Source organism: Halomicronema hongdechloris C2206, from assembly GCF_002075285.3.
In the GTDB taxonomy this organism is placed as follows: Bacteria; Cyanobacteriota; Cyanobacteriia; order Phormidesmidales; family Phormidesmidaceae; genus Halomicronema_B; species Halomicronema_B hongdechloris.
The window spans coordinates 3754263-3772001 of record NZ_CP021983.2; the positions used below are offsets into that span (position 1 = coordinate 3754263).

At 56.6% G+C, this 17739-nt stretch carries 19 protein-coding genes and 1 pseudogene; 8 read left to right on the forward strand and 12 right to left on the reverse strand.

The genetic code is table 11. The features are described 5' to 3' along the window. Window positions 1–65 precede the first annotated feature (65 nt). Window positions 66–1943: a hypothetical protein gene (locus XM38_RS17090; RefSeq protein ID WP_088430502.1), complete on the forward strand. Its 1878-nt coding sequence runs from the start codon at window positions 66–68 to the stop codon at window positions 1941–1943. On the opposite strand, the gene XM38_RS17095 is transcribed toward XM38_RS17090, so the two are convergent. Next, window positions 1944–2723, reverse strand: coding sequence for an ABC transporter permease (locus XM38_RS17095; RefSeq protein WP_080810957.1), 780 nt, complete (start codon window positions 2721–2723; stop codon window positions 1944–1946). A gap of 333 nt (window positions 2724–3056) precedes the next feature. Between XM38_RS17095 and XM38_RS17100 the strand changes: the two genes are divergently transcribed. The 3 genes from XM38_RS17100 to XM38_RS17110 all read left to right on the forward strand — a co-directional run bounded on the left by XM38_RS17100 (window position 3057) and on the right by XM38_RS17110 (window position 6628). Next, on the forward strand, window positions 3057–4190 hold the full coding sequence (locus XM38_RS17100) for a DegT/DnrJ/EryC1/StrS family aminotransferase (RefSeq protein WP_080810959.1): 1134 nt from the start codon (window positions 3057–3059) through the stop codon (window positions 4188–4190). Between the two features lie 306 nt (window positions 4191–4496). Continuing rightward, window positions 4497–6218 (forward strand): ABC1 kinase family protein, encoded by a 1722-nt coding sequence (locus tag XM38_RS17105; protein WP_080810960.1) that lies wholly within the window; start codon window positions 4497–4499, stop codon window positions 6216–6218. 47 nt (window positions 6219–6265) lie between these two features. After that, window positions 6266–6628, forward strand: a complete 363-nt coding sequence (locus XM38_RS17110) for a hypothetical protein (protein WP_187329445.1) — start codon at window positions 6266–6268, stop codon at window positions 6626–6628. A gap of 7 nt (window positions 6629–6635) precedes the next feature. Here the strand turns inward: XM38_RS17110 and XM38_RS17115 are convergent, their stop codons facing one another. Further along, window positions 6636–8369 (reverse strand): AMIN domain-containing protein, encoded by a 1734-nt coding sequence (locus XM38_RS17115; RefSeq protein WP_080810962.1) that lies wholly within the window; start codon window positions 8367–8369, stop codon window positions 6636–6638. A 263-nt stretch (window positions 8370–8632) separates the two neighbouring features. Here XM38_RS17115 and XM38_RS17120 point away from each other — a divergent pair, with 263 nt between their 5' ends. Further along, window positions 8633–9214, forward strand: a complete 582-nt coding sequence (locus XM38_RS17120) for a thioredoxin family protein (RefSeq protein ID WP_088430504.1) — start codon at window positions 8633–8635, stop codon at window positions 9212–9214. 7 nt (window positions 9215–9221) lie between these two features. Here XM38_RS17120 and XM38_RS17125 read toward each other — a convergent pair whose 3' ends face one another. The 4 genes from XM38_RS17125 to XM38_RS17140 form a co-directional block, all read right to left on the reverse strand. Continuing rightward, window positions 9222–9818, reverse strand: coding sequence for a hypothetical protein (locus tag XM38_RS17125; RefSeq protein WP_080810965.1), 597 nt, complete (start codon window positions 9816–9818; stop codon window positions 9222–9224). Window positions 9819–9964: 146 nt separating this feature from the next. Further along, a complete protein-coding gene (locus XM38_RS17130; RefSeq protein ID WP_088430506.1) occupies window positions 9965–11638 on the reverse strand; it encodes a peroxidase family protein in 1674 nt (557 codons plus the stop codon). Between the two features lie 294 nt (window positions 11639–11932). Beyond that, window positions 11933–13345: a cytochrome P450 gene (locus XM38_RS17135; protein WP_088430508.1), complete on the reverse strand. Its 1413-nt coding sequence runs from the start codon at window positions 13343–13345 to the stop codon at window positions 11933–11935. Between the two features lie 146 nt (window positions 13346–13491). Then, window positions 13492–14043 (reverse strand): nuclear transport factor 2 family protein, encoded by a 552-nt coding sequence (locus tag XM38_RS17140; RefSeq protein ID WP_202978909.1) that lies wholly within the window; start codon window positions 14041–14043, stop codon window positions 13492–13494. 100 nt (window positions 14044–14143) lie between these two features. Here XM38_RS17140 and XM38_RS29090 point away from each other — a divergent pair. Together XM38_RS29090 and XM38_RS17145 are read left to right on the forward strand one after the other, a co-directional pair. After that, window positions 14144–14338: pseudogene (locus tag XM38_RS29090) on the forward strand (AAA family ATPase); the annotation flags it as partial. Between the two features lie 24 nt (window positions 14339–14362). After that, entirely contained in the window at window positions 14363–14887 is a 525-nt protein-coding gene (locus tag XM38_RS17145; protein ID WP_080811033.1) for a GNAT family N-acetyltransferase, read from the forward strand. Here XM38_RS17145 and XM38_RS27135 read toward each other — a convergent pair. The 3 genes from XM38_RS27135 to XM38_RS27145 are packed head-to-tail and all read right to left on the reverse strand — an operon-like array spanning window position 14884 to window position 15920. Beyond that, window positions 14884–15219: a hypothetical protein gene (locus tag XM38_RS27135; RefSeq protein ID WP_225889340.1), complete on the reverse strand. Its 336-nt coding sequence runs from the start codon at window positions 15217–15219 to the stop codon at window positions 14884–14886. The genes XM38_RS17145 and XM38_RS27135 overlap by 4 nt on opposite strands. Further along, the gene (locus XM38_RS27140) at window positions 15209–15379 is read right to left on the reverse strand and encodes a hypothetical protein (RefSeq protein ID WP_225889341.1); all 171 of its coding nucleotides are present in this window, start codon (window positions 15377–15379) and stop codon (window positions 15209–15211) included. Before XM38_RS27140 ends, XM38_RS27135 begins: the two co-directional genes overlap by 11 nt. A gap of 43 nt (window positions 15380–15422) precedes the next feature. Beyond that, window positions 15423–15920, reverse strand: coding sequence for an MFS transporter (locus XM38_RS27145; protein ID WP_225889342.1), 498 nt, complete (start codon window positions 15918–15920; stop codon window positions 15423–15425). 65 nt (window positions 15921–15985) lie between these two features. Here XM38_RS27145 and XM38_RS17155 point away from each other — a divergent pair, with 65 nt between their 5' ends. Continuing rightward, window positions 15986–16498, forward strand: coding sequence for a DUF29 family protein (locus XM38_RS17155; protein ID WP_080810970.1), 513 nt, complete (start codon window positions 15986–15988; stop codon window positions 16496–16498). Window positions 16499–16546: 48 nt separating this feature from the next. Here XM38_RS17155 and XM38_RS17160 read toward each other — a convergent pair whose 3' ends face one another. From XM38_RS17160 to XM38_RS17170, 3 genes are read right to left on the reverse strand one after another with little or no spacing between them, the layout of a single operon-like run. Next, complete coding sequence (locus XM38_RS17160; RefSeq protein WP_080810971.1) at window positions 16547–17005, reverse strand: type II toxin-antitoxin system VapC family toxin; 459 nt, start codon at window positions 17003–17005, stop codon at window positions 16547–16549. Beyond that, window positions 17005–17271, reverse strand: coding sequence for a hypothetical protein (locus tag XM38_RS17165; protein WP_080810973.1), 267 nt, complete (start codon window positions 17269–17271; stop codon window positions 17005–17007). The genes XM38_RS17160 and XM38_RS17165 overlap by 1 nt, the downstream gene beginning before the upstream one ends. Before the next feature lie 52 nt (window positions 17272–17323). Then, window positions 17324–17701, reverse strand: a complete 378-nt coding sequence (locus XM38_RS17170) for a DUF1636 family protein (RefSeq protein WP_088430510.1) — start codon at window positions 17699–17701, stop codon at window positions 17324–17326. Window positions 17702–17739: the final 38 nt, after the last annotated feature.

The window sequence follows — 17739 nt, forward strand, 5'->3', positions numbered from 1 at the left end:
TTGCACTAGCATACTCAGTGACGCCAACTTGTTTTGGTCTAGGCCGTTGAACTCAGTGATTCCCCATGGCTGCCTCTACGTCTCCTGCCCCCAACTTCTTAGCGATGCTGACCCAGCAGGTACGGCAGCGGTTTCGGGGCACTGAGCTGGCTGCAGTCACCATTCGCAGCACCCTGCGTCAGGGGGAACTCCTGGTCCTATTAGATCGGCCTGCAGCGGTCGAGCTGCCTCAGGCTACCCTGCTGACTCGACTACAGCAGGCTGTGCAAGACGTGCTGGAAGCCGAAGCGTTGCCGGTGACGATAGCAGCCCCAGACCAGGCCTTGCCGGTGCGACTCTATCTGCGGCAGCAGGGAGAGGCAAAACCCTACGCCAGCCAGAGATTTCACTGGAGTCCTGATGCGGCCTTGAGCGAGTTGGTCCAACCTACCGAGTCAGCAGCGGCAGAGACGGCGATTGAGGAGCCCTCGGTTGCTCCAGAGGCGGCGGCGGCGGCCACAGCGGCTGAACCGGCAGATGCCCCCGCGGCTGCAGAAGCTGCAGAAGCTGCGGCGGTCAGCGCCCCAGCTCCAGAAATATCCCCGCCAGAGCCATCTGAGGCAGCTGCTGATTCCAGCTCAGAACCGACTGCCCAGACACCGCCCTGGCGTTGGTATGGTCTGGCGGCAGCGGGGTTGGTGCTGGTGGGCACCCTGGCCTATGGCCTCAGTCGCCCTTGTGTGGTGGGCGGATGCGCCCGCCTATCCCAAGCCGAGACCCTGGCCGATGATGCTCTGGCCCCGTTGGCGCAAAACCCGGGTCCGGCGGAGATCTTGCAGGCCCAGGCTGACCTAGACCAAGCCATGGCTCTGTTACAGCCAATCCCGCGTTGGTCTCCCCACTATGGGGCGGCCCAGGATCAGTTGGCCGAGTTTCAAGCCCCCTGGCAGGCCCTGGATTGGATCATTCAAGCCCAACAGAAGGCCACCGAGGCGGCTCAGAAGAGTCAGAATCCGCCCCATCCAGTGCAACGCTGGGTAGAGGTGAGCATTCTCTGGCGACAGGCGATTAATTACCTAGAACAGGTGGCCCCGGACAGTCCGTTGGCGGAGTTGGCGGCGGATAAACTGAGGGAGTATCGCCGCAACCACGCCACCATTCAAGGCCGCATCGACACGGAAGAGGCGGCCCAGGCCAATTTGAATGCGGCCCTGGAGAGTGCCGAATTGGCCAACCATCACACGGAGACCTCCCAGTCTCTGGGGGCGGTGCAACTGGCTGAGCGGGAATGGCAGAATGCCCTGCGCTCTCTGCGTTTAATTCCTCAGGGAACACAGGCCTACAGCGAGGCCCAACCCCTGCTGAGCCGCTATGAGCAGCAGTTGAGCCAGATTCGCGATCGCATCGCCCAAGAACAACTGGCCGACCAGGGCTATCGCCAGGCCATGGAAGCGGCCCAGCAGGCCCGCAGCTATGAGCAACAGCATCAGTGGACCCTGGCCGTCACCTCCTGGGAGCGAGCCGTTGCTGAAGCTCAGGCCGTGCCCAACAGCAGCTCCCTGGCCGAGGATGGCAGCAGCCTGGTGGCCCAGTATCGCCAAGCCCTGACCCAGGCCCGAGGGCAACTGGCCCGGGCCGTGGCCCTGCGGCAAATGGAAGCCGACCTGGCCCGCCTCTGTGCTGGGTCTCCAGCCCCCTGCCAATACAGCACCGACCAGAACCAAGTGCGGCTGATCCTGGCCCAGGGCTATGACCGGGTGATCTCCCAGACCATCACCCCGCCCGCCAACCGAGTGGATACGGGGGTATCTGCCGCAACCATTGCCGCTGGCCAGACCCTGATGGAGCAGATCATCAGCCTGGGCAACCAAAGCCAGCAGCCCATCGATCTCTATGACGCGGAGGAAGGGTTCATCGCCCGCTATCGCCCAGACCTGGGCGGGTTTGTGAAAAATCAGGGATAGCTAGGGCAGGGTTAACTGGGCGGCAGCATTGAAGCACTGACGGCTGATGCCCCGGGTCACCAAGACCCCGGTCAGCAGGGTGGAGAAGGCCAACATAAACATGATCAGCATTTGATAGACGGCGGCATTGAGGGGATCGATGCCGCTTAAGAGCTGGCCGGTGATGATGCCGGGCAGTTTGACGATGCCCACCACCATCATGGAGTTGACCGTGGGAATCAGGCCGGCCTTGATGGCCTCGCGCCGGTAGCGATGGATGGCCTGGGTGGGGGTGGCCCCTAAGCTCAGGTGGGTTTCGATCTCGATGCGGCTAGACTGCAGGGTGCTGAGCAGCCGGTCGCCGGCAATGGCGGCGGCAGTCATGGCGTTGCCCAAGATAATGCCGGCCAGGGGAATCACATAGCGAGGCTCGTACCAGGTCTCGGGTCGAATCACGACCCAGCTGGTATAGGTCAGGGTGAGGGCGGTGGTGGCCAACAGGGAACTCCAGAGCAGGGGCAATAGCCGGGGCAGGGTCTTGCTGATGCGATTGCGGGCCACCAGGGCGGCTACTGTCAGCATCACCAGCAGCACCGCCAGCACCGCCCAGGGATTGCGCCAGGCAAACACCACCGCCAGGAAATAACCCACCAGAAATAATTGCAGTACCGTGCGCAGGGTTGCGATCGCAAGGGTGCCCTGCACCCCCAATTGCTCCCAACTAGCCAGGCCAATGGCGACCGCGATCAGCCCCAACGCCCACAGCAGGCGCAGCGCATCTAATTCAATCAAGGCATCCAAGCGGATCGGCTCCTAGGAATTGAGGGGACAATGTCGCCATTTTATAGCGCTGGCCAGTCAGCTTAGGACGTGGTTGATCGTCCAATAGCCTAGTCTAGGGGGCTGACTGGCTCGCCACCGCCCAAAGCAGGGTGGCGGTGGCGAGGAGAAACTCGGGGATGGATTTCTCCCTAGGGGTTCATCATTAGGAGCACATAGGCGAAGATAGACCAAGTCCCACTGGCAATCTCAAGCCTGCCGAGGGCAAGCGTCCCGGTTGGACCGAAGCGCAGTGGACCCCACAGTATCTAGCCCCCGAGTCCCTATCCAGTCACCCATTTCAGGTGTGAGCGAGTGCAGTCCATTCCCCCCTTAGACCTCACAGAGCAGTATGCCGCCATTGCTGCCGAGCTCAATGCTGCTGTACTGGAGGTATTACAGTCAGGACGCTATATCAACGGCCCGGTGGTCGATGCCTTCGCCGAGGACTTTGCTCAGTACATTGGCACCCCAGAGTGCGTGGTGTGCAATTCCGGCACCGATGCCCTCTACCTGGCCCTGCGGGTCCTCGACATCGGCCCCGGTGATGAGGTGATTACATCGCCCTTCACCTTCATCGCCACCGCCGAAACCATCAGCGCCGTGGGGGCCACCCCGGTCTTCGTCGATATCGAGCCCGATAGCTTCAACCTCGATCCCGAGTTGATTGAGGCCGTCATCAGCCCCCGCAGCCGAGCCATCATGCCGGTGCATCTGTTCGGGCGACCGGCGGATATGAGCCGCATCAATGCGATCGCAACCGCCCATCGGCTCTACGTGATCGAAGACTGTGCCCAAGCCACCGGCGCCCAATGGCAGGGACAAAAAGTCGGCAGCCTGGGCCATGTCGGCTGTTTTAGCTTCTTCCCCAGCAAAAATCTAGGGGCCTGTGGCGATGGCGGTGCCCTCACCACCGCCGATCCCGCCATTGCCGCCACCGCTCGCATGCTGCGGGAACACGGCAGTCGAGAACGGTACTATCACGAAGCCATCGGCATCAACAGCCGCCTCGATGCCCTGCAGGCGGCTATCCTACGCATTAAGCTCCAGCATCTAGACCGCTGGAATGCCCGCCGAGCCGCCATTGCCGATGAATATCAGCGTCTGCTGGCCCCCATTGACCAGGTGATCCCACCAACGGCGCCCCAGGCTGGCCAGAGTGTCTGGAATCAATACACAATACGCCTGAGCGCGGCTGCCAGCGACGATGACCTGCGGCAACGGGTGCGGCAGCAGCTGCAACAGCACGGCGTCAACACCATGATCTATTACCCGCTGCCCCTGCACCAACAACAGGTCTATGCGGCCCTGGGCTATGGCCCCGGCAGCTTCCCCGTGGCAGAGCAGACCGCCCGCCAGGTGTTATCCCTGCCGATGTTTCCAGAATTGCTGCCAGAGCAACAGGCGCGAGTAGTCTATAGCCTTAAGGATGCCTTGCTGCAGCGATAGCAATTGAGTCACTTCTATGACATCAATTGACGACGAATTGTTGCATAGCTTTACAATTGGGCGTTAGTGTTTGTAGTTTTCTATACTATGGTTACGGTACCTGTATTTTGACGTCAGCTGAGTCTCTACCGTAGCGTCATGATGAGTGCATCGCCGGGTAGCTCTAGGCAGCAAACACGTCAGCAGACGGGGACAGACTCACCGGCAGCATCGACAACATTGCTGCGCAGCCCCACCCCGGCCGGCAGGTACTCATTCGAGTCCAGAACAAGACAACTGACCCCTGGCGTGGAAGGCAAGAGTCCTGTGAGCAATCCCCGACCGACCCAGATGCGGCGTTATGATCCCGAGATCTTCGCCCGTTACTACAGTCGTCGTCCTTGGGAACTGATTTGGCGAGCAATACAGGTACTCTGGTTTCTAGGCACCTTCGCCCTACTGTTGTGGCTAGACCGTCGCTTCGGTCGCGAAGAGCAAACCAAGTTTCGACGCGCCGCCCAACTACGTCAGCTGTTGACCCGATTGGGGCCTACCTTCATTAAGGTGGGACAAGCCCTCTCTACCCGGCCCGATCTGGTGCGCCGCGACTTCTTAGAAGAGCTGACCAAGCTACAAGATCAGCTGCCGCCCTTTGCCAATGCCGTTGCCCACGCCATTCTCGAGAAAGAGCTGGAGCATAGCCCCGGCGAAATCTACAGCTATTTTTCTGAGCAACCCATCGCTGCTGCTAGCCTGGGCCAGGTCTATCGAGCCCGTCTGTATAGCGGCGAGGAGGTCGCCGTCAAGGTACAGCGTCCCCATCTGCTGCCGGTGATTTGCCGCGACTTGGTGTTGATGCGCTGGGCGGCCGGATGGCTGCCAAAACTATTGCCCCTCAACCTGGGGCACGATCTGATCATGATCGTGGACGAGTTCGGCGGCAAACTCTTCGAAGAGATCGATTATCTGCACGAAGGCCGCAATGCCGAGAAGTTTGCCGCCAATTTTCACGACGATGAGCGGGTTAAGGTCCCAGCCATCTACTGGCGTTTCAGCAGTAGTCGGGTGTTGACCCTGGAGTGGATCAATGGGTTTAAGCTGACGGATCTAGACCGGCTGCGGCAGGCCAATCTCGATGCCGATCAGTTGATCGAGATCGGGGTGACAGCCGGGTTACAGCAACTGTTAGAGTATGGCTTTTTCCATGCCGATCCCCATCCTGGCAACCTGTTTGCCATGCCCGACGGCCGCATGGCCTACATCGACTTCGGCATGATGGACCAGCTGCGGCAGGAGACCAAAGAAACCCTGGTGGATTCGGTGGTGCATCTGATCAATCAGGACTATCACCACTTGGCTGAGGATTTCGTCAAGCTGGGCTTTCTCACCCCCGACATCGACATTCACCCCATTATTCCGGCCCTAGAGGCGGTGTTGGGAGAGGCCTTGGGCTCCCAGGTGCGAGAGTTCAACTTCAAGACCATTACCGATCGGTTCTCGGAGTTGATGTATGAATATCCCTTTCGGGTGCCGGCCAGCTTTGCCCTGATCATTCGCTCGCTGGTCACCCAGGAGGGGCTGGCCCTGAGCCTCAATCCCGAGTTCAAGATCGTCGATGTGGCCTATCCTTATGTGGCTCGTCGCCTACTGACGGGGGAAACGCCTTCCCTGCGGCGACGATTGCTGGAAGTGCTGTTTAAGGATGGTCGCTTCCAGTGGCAGCGTTTGGAAAACATGATTCTGATTGCCCGCAACGACAGCAACTTCGATATCTTGCCGACGGCTGGTTTGGGGCTGCGCTACCTGATGTCGGAGGAGGGCCAATATCTGCGGCGGCAATTGCTGCTGGCGTTGGTGGAAGACGACCGGCTCCACACAGAAGAAGTGCAGAACCTCTGGCGCTTGATTAAGGATGACCTCACCCCTGAGCGGCTTTGGGATGCTGCCTGGGATGCCCTGGCGGATTTCTCTAAGGAACAGGCGGCGGCACTGGTGCCGGCCCAGGTGGCTAGTTTGGCCGGGGCGTTTCAAGTCCCCCGGCCCCGCTGACCCCTATAATGGGTCAGTTAATGGTTGTTCACAGTTAGGTCGTCCTTGTGTATCTCCAGCCTCCTTACGTGCTCTTGATTGCCGGTCTATTGAGTGCGATCGCATCGGGATCTGCCTTCAGTGCGGTGCTGCAACAGTCCCTCGAAGCCTGGTCTAAAAATCGCTCTACCCGGGTCTTGGCCGGGCTGCGCGGTCCCAAACTAAAGCTCCCCTTCTTCGGCGTTTGCACTGGGGTCTGTGTTTTCTTGGCAGCAGGGGTGCAAATCTTTGGCTTTTCCAACCGGACGGCCTTTTCCTTTGCGACTCCCATGACATTTTTCATTGCCTGGTTAGTCTGGTCTCAGCTGATGAAAGTACTGCTGAGAATCGAGCGTGGCGGCTCCCGAGCCCTAGACATAGATGCCCCTTAACTGCCCCTTAAAACCGGGGCACATCTTCCAGCACCTGCACTTGAATGACCTGATTGGGCTCAATGGTAATGGCCTGGGGCGACGCAGCCACGGTGGTAGCCGCCCCCAGGACTGCCCCGCCGATGAGTCCCAGGCCGCCGAAGCCAGACAGTACAGTCGTGGCTAGGGCGCCAATGCCGGAATTGACCGCCACATTGCTACCGGAGATCTGGGGACTGCCCACTAACAGGCCAGAGACCGCCGACAACGGCAGGTTACGGGTACCGATGGCCAAGGTCTGGGTAACGAAACGATAGCTGCCACCGTGGGGTTCGAAGCGACCAATCACCTGACTGCCAGTCGGGGCCAATACCGCCCCTGTGTGAGGATCCCGCAGGTCACTGTCTAATAACAAGACGTCGTACCACGGATCGCTCTGGTTGAGTTCCAGGCGCTGGCTGGCCGGATAGCGCAGGGTCAAAACCGTCCCCGCTGGAATCGCCACATCCTCGGGAACAGCAGTCGCCTGGGCAATGGCTGGGGCCTCGGCAGTTGTTGCTGGAAGCGGTTGGCCGAAGGGCACGGGCGTGGCGGCGGTCGTCGCTGCCGGCGGCGATGAGGGCGGCGGCGGTGTGCCCACGGCAGGCGTGGCTGTCGCTGTGGGGGCCTCAATAAACGGCGGGGCGGTCACCGTCGCATCGTCCTCGGGGGGAGCAGAAGCCGCGGTCGACTCTGCCGCCGGGGTTGGCCGGGGCGTAGGCTCAGGGACAGCGGCTTCTGTGGCCCCTGGTGTGGGCTCTGGCACCTCGATGGATGCATCACTGGTTGTGACGGGTGTCTCGGCTGGCGCCGTCTGCTCGACTGGCTCACGGGACTCCAGGGGAGGCACCCTGACTTGGGTTGGCGCTGCCGCAGACTCATCGATTGATGGCACGCGGACTGGGGCTGTAGCTCCCCCATCTAGGCTGAAGGGGTCGACAGGTAGGCTATCGCTGTTGGCCTCAGAGCGGCTCTCGGTGGGCAACCGTAAACTGGCCGCCGAGGTGCTGACATCATCGACACCTGGACGGGAGCTGTTGGGGGCTGAGGTCTCCGCCGCAGAGGATCCATCCCCGGGGTCAGAAGATAGCGTCTCTGCTGGTGCCGTCGGGGTCTCACCAACGGGGTCTGCAGTAGCTGGGGCCGGCTCTGGCTCTGGGGCCGCTTCCGGTGCTGGGGTCGGCTCTAGGGAATCACTAGGGGCAGTATCTGCAGGTGTCGGCGAGGGAATGGCTGGCTGCGAAGACGGCTGACGGGCAATGGCGCTCGAGTCTGCCAGTAATGGGGTCAGGGTCCAACGGGTCTGCTCCCCGCGAGGCACCGAGGTGAGTTGGGCATGGCGGGGATCGAGGACGGTGCCGGGGGCAAACTCAATGACGATGCGGCTGGAGTTGTCGTCAAACTGAGCCGCCCGCACGGAACGAATGGGGCCGTCATCGTATTGCTGCACCCCAGGTTGGCTCAGCTCAGTCTGAGGGATATCGAGCACCAGCCGTGCCGGTTCCGCCAACAGGGAATAGCGGGGTGTAATCCCACTGGGCAGGGTGAGCCGTAATTGGCGACTGCTGGGATCGAAGCTCCAGGTCACCGATGCGGCTGCCTGCCCCGGCAATACCACAATCAGGGGGGCCGCCGTTGCGATCGCAAGCCCTAAGGGCAAACCGCCGCCCCCGAGAAGCCAGGTAAGCAGCCAGAGACTACTGTGCCGTGCCGCATGGGTCATGATGGTACTCCCGGGATAGTCAATTCCCTGTGATCTCGCCTACAGGATACGTCCAACCGCCGCACTTGCGTCCCGCTGCCAGGTCTTTTTAGCCAATTTTGCCGGGGAAACGGGATTTTTTTATATTTGTTAATGATACTCACATCCTGTCCGTCAGGGACCCGCTATAGTTCTGTACTCTGAAAGAGGCATCCATATTCCCCCTTGACGAATGACCTGATGAATGACCTGATGAATGACCTGATGAATTAGGAGAACATGCCATGGCCATGGTTGAGTCCACCATGCTGGAGTTGGGTACCCCAGCCCCAGCCTTTGCCTTACCCGATGTGGTATCGGGGCAGACCATCACCCTAGACGACGTTGCCAAGGACAAAGCGGCCCTATTGGTGATGTTCATCTGCCAGCACTGTCCCTTCGTCCAGCACGTCAAGCAAGAGCTGGCCCGTTTCGGCCATGACTATGGCGATCGGGTGGGCATCGTCGCCATTAGTGCCAACAATGTCGACACTCATCCCCAAGACGCGCCAGACTATCTCAAGGCCATGGCCGAGAGCCTAGGCTTTACCTTCCCCTTCTGCTACGACGAAAGCCAGGCCGTGGCCAAAGCCTACACCGCCGCCTGCACCCCAGATTTCTTCCTCTTCGATGGCAATCGCCGCCTGGTGTATCGCGGTCAGCTCGACGATAGCCGCCCCAGCAATGGCGTCCCGGTTACTGGTAAAGATCTACGGGCCGCTCTGGAGACCACCCTCAAGGGGGAGACGGTGCCAGCGGTGCAAAAGCCCAGCGTCGGCTGCAACATCAAGTGGAAACCCGGTAACGAACCGCCCTATTTCGGCTAACCCGCCGCTAGCTGCCGTCGATGCTGAGGGGATCCTCGCCGCCATTCAGATAGACCATGGAGTTAATGATCTGCACCGCCTCGTCAGGGGTGATGTCTTGGCAGGCGGCCTGTCCCTGCAGGCGCTCGTTGATATAGGCAGCTCCCACCAAGCGATAGAGCCCTGCTTCTCCCCTTAACCAATCACTCCTCAGTTGAGATGCTGCCGGAGCCTGGCTGTAATGCAGTTGATACTCTCCGTTGGCAAACTGGGGCGGCTGTAACGGCAGCGTTTGGCTAGCCCCCGCGGGATTGTTGCCCGCGGGGGCAAATTCGATGGCAAAGCAGCGATCACGGTTATCCCGATAGATCAGTAAATAGTAGGGCGGTGCCGGCCGACTCTCCACCGCCACCAAAGACATCTCTGCCGGTAGGCTAGTGGGCACGGCAATGGGTACCCCCAAGCTATCCAGTTGCTGCTTGACGGCAGGAGAGAGCTGGGCCAGAAACGCCCCCTGGGGTGGCGGTGGCGGTGCAGCAGTAGTGGGTGGCGCAGTTTCGGAGGAGAGCTCTGCCTGCGGAGTCGCCTCACAGCCCGTCAGCATCAACACAATTGCCGCCGTCATGGCCCCGACCAAGGGCCCTTGCTTATGGCAACGGCATGACTTTAGCATCGGTAGGAACTGATATCCGACAGGCTGTGCTCCTAGGATACCTAGGGAAGACTCAGGAGTTTCAGGGAGCGCTTATGCACGTTAGGCAATCCATAAGGTTAGCGATAGAAGCTGACCTTGTGGGGCTTGCCGCTGTGAGGGGTATTGCGATTGACCAGGTCCGATAGGGTGCTGGTGGTCTGGATGATCTCCCAGCCCACCGGGGATAAGGTCTGTTCATTAAACACGTTCTCTGCCAGCAAGGGATTGGTCAAGGCCTGAGAGAAGGCATCAATGCCCACCAGGCGACCAATCAGGGGAGACAGGGCCGAATTGTCCCGTACATCTTCGGCATAGAGCCCCACGTAAAACTCGACCTTGTCGACCTCACCATATAACTCTTGCAACAGCATCTGGGTGGTGGCATCGCCAGTGATCTGGTTGAAGCGGGTTACCCTGGGATAGCCGCACATCTCCCGATAGTCGTTATAGCTAGCCATCTGGGCCGCTCGCCCCAAGCGGATGCTAGCTAGTTCCGTAGGCGCCACCAGAAAGTCATCGGTATTGAACAGGCCAATGCGACTAGAGGGTTGAGACGACGCCTCCTCAAATAATGCTCCTAAGCCCCGATCTATCAGCAGTTGATTGTTCCACAGGCTCGATTCCATTGCCACCTGCTTGTTGTCATAGAGAAAGCTATCGGGTAAGGCACTGTGCCAGCGATAGACCAGACTAAATTCCATCGTCATCCAGTTGGTGCGATACCACTTTTCGTGGGAAAAGGCGGGGGGATCGACAAAGAAGTTGAAGTGGTAGGGCGTGATGTGATTGATGTATTCCTCCACCACAATTTTCATGATCTCGACCATGAGAATATTTCTGGCCGTTTGGAAGAGCCGTTCGTCATCCCAAGCGGGATAGTGCTGCGCCAGCACCTCACACAGGCGATTGTGTTCCCGTAAACAGAGCACATTGAGCATGACATAACCAATCTGGATATTGGCCCGCTCGACGCCCATGGCAAATAACTTGGCCTTCAGCGGCCAGTCGAGTCTCTTCTCATCGTTAAGGGGCTCATACAGGCCCTTAAATTCTGGTTTGACGCTGCCCTGCTTCGGATCTTCGTAGTAAAACAGGGGATATTCTTCGCCATTGAGCCGCTGGCTTTTGAGTTTCCCGCCCTGGAAGGCTCTGAGTTTGTGGGTTGCTTCTCGAGTCAGCCCATAGACCTGACAGAGATCGATGTGGTGGTTGGAGGTATTCTTCAACCAGTCATCGCGGTCCTTGCGCAGGAATCCATCCGTAAACCACTGCACCCAGTAGGGAAACAGCAGGGTTGACTTTTCTGAGGGAATGGTGATGGCATTGCCCTCGGCATCTCGCCGCTTCTTAAACAAGACCGCCAGATCTTCCAGCTCAGGCAGATTCCCGTCCCGGTTGAACTCTGGATCGGGGGGCAGGTGGCGTCCGGTGTAGCTGCGATCGATGAGGGAGTCCCAAGAGGTATAGGTATCCGTCTTTTTAGGCAGTCCTTGGTCTGGCACGTACCCCGGCAAGGATTGAAACTGCTCATCCGCTGTATCTGGGACGAACGGATCCAGGGTCATCAAGCTAAAGGCATAGGGCCGAGTCGGCGCTTTATAGATGGCACTGTTGATCAAAACCTTATTCACCTTGCGGTTGAGAAAGCGAATCTGCTGAATCAACGCCCACAGGACCCTAAAGTTTGTTAAGAGAAATGTCTGCAGTTTGTTGCCGAAGCCATCCCTAGATGTGTCCCGTCTTGGCGCCATTGCATTCAGCCTCCCTCAATCAGTGCCTACAAGTGTCTACACGTTCTAACCAGAAGTCCAGCCCCCGAACCGCAGAGAGGGTGATGACTTCAGCCCGAGGCGGCCCATAGCAGGATCCTCGATCTATCATTCCGGACACTGACGCCCTCAGAGGACATTTGAAAACTCGACTGAAAGTCCTGCAGGGTAAGCGTTTTAGAGCGTATGGCTCTGTTAGCCAGAATCCAGTCTGGAGCAAGGTTGCAGGGTACTTTCCAAATATCCTCTCAGGTAGCTTCCTATAGCTGTCCGACATCAACGGTCATAGGCGATGACAAACCGTTCTGGGAAAGGCGTGCCCTGAAAGTCAATCTTCCCAGCGTCTCCTGGCAACAAGCGTACACCCGGCCGCAATAATACCTGCTTGATCGTCTCGGGGATTTGCATCATGCCGACATACTTGCCTAAGCAAGTATGGTGACCATAGCCAAAGTGCATGTAGTGGTAAGGAAGCCGATCGATGGAAAAGGTCTCAGGCTGGGGCAGCTCATGGGCATCAAACCCAGCCGAAGCCGTACAGGCAAACACCAAACTATTGGCAGGAATGGGCGTCTCTCTGGGCGTGCCGGCTGCTAGGACGTAATCTTGCTCACAGAGGCGAAACACCAGAGGGTTGATGGGATTGAAGCGGAGCGCTTCCCACACATAGCGATCGAACGTCTCATCATCGTTGGCCTGGGCAGCCTGCAGTGCCTCCTGCAAGATAGTGGGGGTCAAGAGAATTTGCTCTAATGCTTGCACAATCGCCTGGGATGTAGTCTCTACCGCACCGATCAACAGCCCAGCCATGTTTGTCACGATTCTCTTATCGTCAAATAAGATATCGTCGGCAAACTGCGTTTTGACCAATCGCGTAAACACGTCATCCATGGCATTAGGCTCAGGTGGCGTACTCGATGAAGCAGATCTATTACCTGAGAACAGCTTATCCAGTAGGGCCCTCAGCAAGTCTCCAAAGGACAAATTTTGGGGCGAGGTCTGGGTGACCTGAGCTTGTTTCTCTGCCAACAACTGGGTCAGGTAGGTCGTCATTTCTCGACCCGCTTGCACTGCTGCCTCATGGATTTGAGGATCATTGGGTAGGTTTTTAAAGAAGTTTGTCTGGGTAGCTCGGGACCAACGATACATACTCTCTAAATCTGGCCCCGGAAAGCCAAAGTAGTCTCCACAGACGCGGACAGGGACATAGCGCCCTAACTGGCTAACCACTTCAATCTCACCAGCCTGGGCATGGTTGTCTAGGGAGGTTTTTGCAATGTCACCGGCCATTTTTCGCACGGCAGGCAAGTCCTCTGGCTGCAACATGGTTTTCATGATGGACTTTTCTCGCCAGTTGATTTCCGTGTTATCTCTGGCCAGCATGAAAGGCCCCTCCACCGCTGCATCCATCTTGGAGGCATAGAGTTTGACGGTGAAGACATTTTCCCGAGACAGGACTTCTTGGACGTCAGAAAACAATGTGACTAGAGTGAATTTTGGAGTCACAAAAATTGGTCGATTTTCACGAAGTTCTTGGAAGAATGGTCGCCATTCCGTCCGAATCCACTGGTTTACCAGCTGTAACTTTTCAGCCAGGCGATCCATAGGAATATTATCGTACTGTTCTAAATATGACATGATAATTGGCACCTCATAAAAGGGGATATTAGCGGCAATATAAACCATCATGGCTGTTCAAGAGAAAGCCGATTCCGTGAAACTAGATGTCGCCGTCAGAGGACATTTGAAAACTCGGCTGAAAGCCCTACAGGGTAAGCGTTTTAGAGCGTATGACTCTGTTGGCCAGAATCCAGAAATGCAGCCAGTTCCCATTACTATTCACCACCGAGGATTCTGTATTCAGCTGTTTCTTGGGCAGATAGGGACTCGATAAAATCTGCGAGTTTTTTTCCTGCCTTTTTCCGGGTTGCATTTTTAACCACAGGTGTCCAGCCCAAGAAACGACCGGTTGCTCCTAGGGCCATATCTGACCACTGCCAAAAGTCCCAATCGTCATGATGGCGAATGATTTTTCCAGCTTTGAAGTCGAATTGAGCCGCAACGATATTGTGAACCTGGCGCCCTGTTTCTGAAAAGTGATAGGTTGCCTCCCAGTGAGCGATCCCGGCGTGCTCATTGGCGGCAGCATCTGTCAGGATGACCTGCAAATCCATGGCATTGCGGCAGAACATATACCACATGGCGGCAACAGCATCACCGTTTAGATCAAATAGGGCATCGGAAAAATGAATCTCGGGGTGATAGCAGCGCATCATGCCCTTGTGGTCCCGCTGGTTGAAGCAGGTATAGAAGGTTTGAATTAGAGTGACATTGGGATGCTCACGGCTCATATCGGCAGGAATAGGGTGCTGCGGGGAAGAGTTCATAGGGGTGCAGAAGGGTGGGCGGGGTCAAATTAGACGGGATAAGCGAATGCTAGGCAACTCTGGGGCCTACTGAGAGTGCCTATCTGGATAGGAGAGGCTGATGCCATTGCCAAGACCAATCCTTTATATCTTGGCCGGTCTGCCGAGCAGCGGCAAGACCACCCTATCGCAGGGGCTGGCGCGGCGAGTCCACGCAGCCCATATGCGTATCGATACCCTTGAGCAAGCCCTCAGGGATCTCTGTTCTATCGAGGTCCAGGGGGAAGGCTATGATCTGGCCTATAGAATTGCAGCTTATGCCCTAGGAGGGAGTCCTACCGTGCTACATCTCCCCATCGAAACCGAGCGATTGAGGATTCGCCGGTTTGAACCGAGCGATAGCCTGCCCTTCCTAGAATTCATGTTGGATCAGGCGTCAACCCGGTATCTGATGTTCGAGGCCAGGCAAAAGACCGAACCAGGAGCTCGAGAGCTGTTTGAGTCCGTCTGCAGTGCTTATGATTCCCCAGCGCCGATTCACGCCTATGCGATCGCAACTAAAGACTCAAATCGCTATCTCGGGTCCTGTGGATATTCCCCCTATGATGACGGCATCGTCGAGTGCTATTACAGCATCAACCGCTCCGAGTGGGGCCGCGGATTTGCCACGGAAGCGCTGATCGCCTTGGCCAGTCAATTGGCTACCCAGGTTGAGGTGCGGGCCTATTGCCATCCAGATAATGTTGCCGCCCACGCCGTCGCCCGGAAAGCAGGCTTTGTCGACCAGGGCCTTGATAGACACCGGCACTTTGGCCATGAGGGCCGGTTGTTTGTCTGCCAGTCTGAGGCTAGCCGTCTCTTTTAGATGCCCTGTGCCGCGGCGCGAGAACTGCCCAGCAGCGGAAAATTCAGGCTTGAGCAAACCTGAGCGGGCAACCAGACTGCAGGCGATCGCCCCAGGCCAAATACGGTTTTGCTCACCCCGGCCCCGATAAAGCCTGCCAGCATCCCCGTGACCCGTCGCTTGGGGCCACCCCAGGCACTGAGTAAAATCGCTCCAGTGACGCCGCCAATCCCTGCGGCTGAAGCGGTACTGGCTAGAACCGTAGCACTGCCGTTGGTGCGGGCCAAGATCATGGGGTCATAGATGGCTCCGCCCAGGTCGTGAAAGAACTTAAATAGTACGCTAATTAGCAAGAGCGATGCTCCGTTCGGAGCGGCTACGCCAACGCAAGCTGGGCTGCCGCCAGACTGCTCGGAAGCCGAAGGTGAGTTTAGCCAAGCGGGTCTCAAGTTCAGGGGTCGGTTGGGGCGTGGGTTGGGGGATGCGGACATAGAGTAGGGTTGCGATGGTCAAAGACCGGCCCTAAAGGGCCATCGCAATTCCAAACGTCGCCAGATCAATCAGCAGAATCCCCATCAGCCCAATCAGCGGGTACAGGACTCGCCAGCGCCGGTCCAAAAATAGCGGAGCCATAGTGAACCGCTGAGTTCATGCTGTTGGCCCGCGTCAGCTGGTGTGGCGGCACCATCGAAGAAATCGAGGTTTGGTAGGCTAAACCTTGAATTTGTCCGAAGCCGCCATTTATGCTTGCGGCCAAATAAAGATGCCAAATCTGTAGACTGTCTGCCAGAAAAAGAATGCCGATGCCGATGGTTGAGAGGGCTGCAATGCTGTCGCCTAACATCATCAAGTGCTTGCGATTAAAGCGATCGACAATGAGACCGGCGACCAGCGTAATCGGAATGTGGGGCAGTTGAGAGAAAAAGCCGACCAGGGCCAGTGCCGTTGCCGAACCTGTTACCTCCCAAGCCCAAAGGGTGAGGGCAAACTCGGTCATGTAGCTGCCGATGGTTGATGCCAGTTGACCTGACCAGATTATGATGAAGGTACGCATAAAAATTTACTGCCAGGTTGCTCCAAGGCGCATACAACACGGTCTGCTGATCGGAGGTGACAGAAATGACTCAAGAATTGCTCGACTTGAGGTTGAGTATTTTGGAAGGGCGATATGAAGACGCCTTAGACCTCGTGGATGAGCTAGAAGAGATGAGTAAGCAAGCCATCTTGCGAAATATTGAGTCATTTTTAATGCGGCTGATGGTACATCTAATTAAAAATCAAATTGAACAGCGATTGACCAATTCTTGGACGGCTTCTATTTCTGACTCAATTTTGAGAATTCAAAAGTTGAATTTGAAGGCAAATAAGACATCTTATTACGTCAATATTGATGAATGGTTTCCATGGTTAGAAGAAGCGGTCGAAGCAGCAATTGCCCCTGCTAGCGTAGAGGTATTCGGTGGCAGATTGAACGCGATTCAGCTCAGTCAACAAGTTGAACGAAAATCAGTGATTACGGCTACTCAGTCATTGCTGGAGTTGACCTATCACTATTCAGGTAAAGAGCTACCGGCTATCATCATTGCTCGCTTGGTGGAACTGCCAGGAGGCCAAGAATGGCATAGGGATTGAACCTTTCGTTTCACGGCGTTCTGCTCGATCTCTATGAAACCTAGAAAGCTAATCTTGGGTCGCTTCTAAAATAGATTGGGGATGAACAACTGTAATATTATCGCTATTGCTAAAATCATCTGGATTAAATGTTAATAAGTGAGTGATGGCATGAGCCTGCATAACCGCAACCAATCGAGCATCATGGACGCGTTTTCCTTGAATTTGATCGGTCGTCACTAGATTTAACCAGTAAGAAAATATTTGCGGTGTTTCTTCAAGCTGTGGAAACTGGTTGAGAATTTGCTCAACTTCAGCACGAGTTTGTTCAACGCTCCAGCCCAGACCGTTGACATCGACTGGACGAGTTGCAACAACCCAAAACTCAATAATGTTTTGACTGGTGACAAATAATTGATGACTTTGAACTAGCAGAGTGGCAGCGGCTCTACCAGCAATCAGGTTCATCGGTGAGGTGCGGTCACTCATTCGCAGCAACACGTTGGTATCAAGAAGATAATCTGCCATTAGTCATACATTGACTCTCGTCTCAAAGCTTCATCGGGTAAGTTGGGGCCGTCCTTATGGCTTTGTACCCATTGTGTTAATCGTTCAGCCCGTTCTTGGGGGGTGGCGGTTGCCCAAAACGGCTGCTCCGAGGAAACGGGAGACAGGATTAAACGATTTTCATCGCCTACTTCAAGTTGGAAACGAGTATTGGGCTGAATGGCACGCAGAATCTCTTGGGGAATTTGTAGGGTGCCAGTCTCGCTGATTTCGACGATTACAGCCATTTCAGTGACCTCTAAAGTTCAATGGGCCGGTTTTGGGGTTCTACTCTGCTCATTATCTCTCATCCCCTGATGGCGGAACTGGGGAAATTTTGGCTATGCCACTCGCTTGGAGCACTTCAGGAAACTGCTTCCAGGGGACATCGTCATCATCGCTGTCGTGATAAAGTTTGCCAAACCAGAGCAGGGCTTCGGCGCTTTCGGCGAGGGGCAGATCGGTGAACAGGTAGGTGGGCCGATTGGGGGCAGAGACTGAAACCACACAGGCTCTGCTGCACATCCACAGGCAATCGACGGGTTGAATGGTGATGGGTGAGTCTTGGGATTGGAGAGTGTTGAGCTGCTCTAGCAGTTGAGCGCCCTGGGAGGGTTTCATGCGTTTGTGAGCGGCATCGTTGCAAGACTGGCAGACAAATAAATTTGGGTTTGACATTGCTCTAGAAGACGAATAATGACTCAATGACCGATAAG

Bases quoted from the DNA above. Each gene is read 5' to 3' on its own strand.
- XM38_RS17090 (WP_088430502.1), top strand. From the start codon at position 66: ATGGCTGCCTCTACGTCTCCTGCCCCCAACTTCTTAGCGATGCTGACC.
- XM38_RS17115 (WP_080810962.1), bottom strand. From the start codon at position 8,369: ATGACCCATGCGGCACGGCACAGTAGTCTCTGGCTGCTTACCTGGCTT.
- XM38_RS17120 (WP_088430504.1), top strand. From the start codon at position 8,633: ATGGCCATGGTTGAGTCCACCATGCTGGAGTTGGGTACCCCAGCCCCA.
- XM38_RS17125 (WP_080810965.1), bottom strand. From the start codon at position 9,818: ATGACGGCGGCAATTGTGTTGATGCTGACGGGCTGTGAGGCGACTCCG.
- XM38_RS17130 (WP_088430506.1), bottom strand. From the start codon at position 11,638: ATGGCGCCAAGACGGGACACATCTAGGGATGGCTTCGGCAACAAACTG.
- XM38_RS17135 (WP_088430508.1), bottom strand. From the start codon at position 13,345: ATGATGGTTTATATTGCCGCTAATATCCCCTTTTATGAGGTGCCAATT.
- XM38_RS17140 (WP_202978909.1), bottom strand. From the start codon at position 14,043: ATGAACTCTTCCCCGCAGCACCCTATTCCTGCCGATATGAGCCGTGAG.
- XM38_RS27145 (WP_225889342.1), bottom strand. From the start codon at position 15,920: ATGCGTACCTTCATCATAATCTGGTCAGGTCAACTGGCATCAACCATC.
- XM38_RS17155 (WP_080810970.1), top strand. From the start codon at position 15,986: ATGACTCAAGAATTGCTCGACTTGAGGTTGAGTATTTTGGAAGGGCGA.
- XM38_RS17160 (WP_080810971.1), bottom strand. From the start codon at position 17,005: ATGGCAGATTATCTTCTTGATACCAACGTGTTGCTGCGAATGAGTGAC.
- XM38_RS17165 (WP_080810973.1), bottom strand. From the start codon at position 17,271: ATGGCTGTAATCGTCGAAATCAGCGAGACTGGCACCCTACAAATTCCC.
- XM38_RS17170 (WP_088430510.1), bottom strand. From the start codon at position 17,701: ATGTCAAACCCAAATTTATTTGTCTGCCAGTCTTGCAACGATGCCGCT.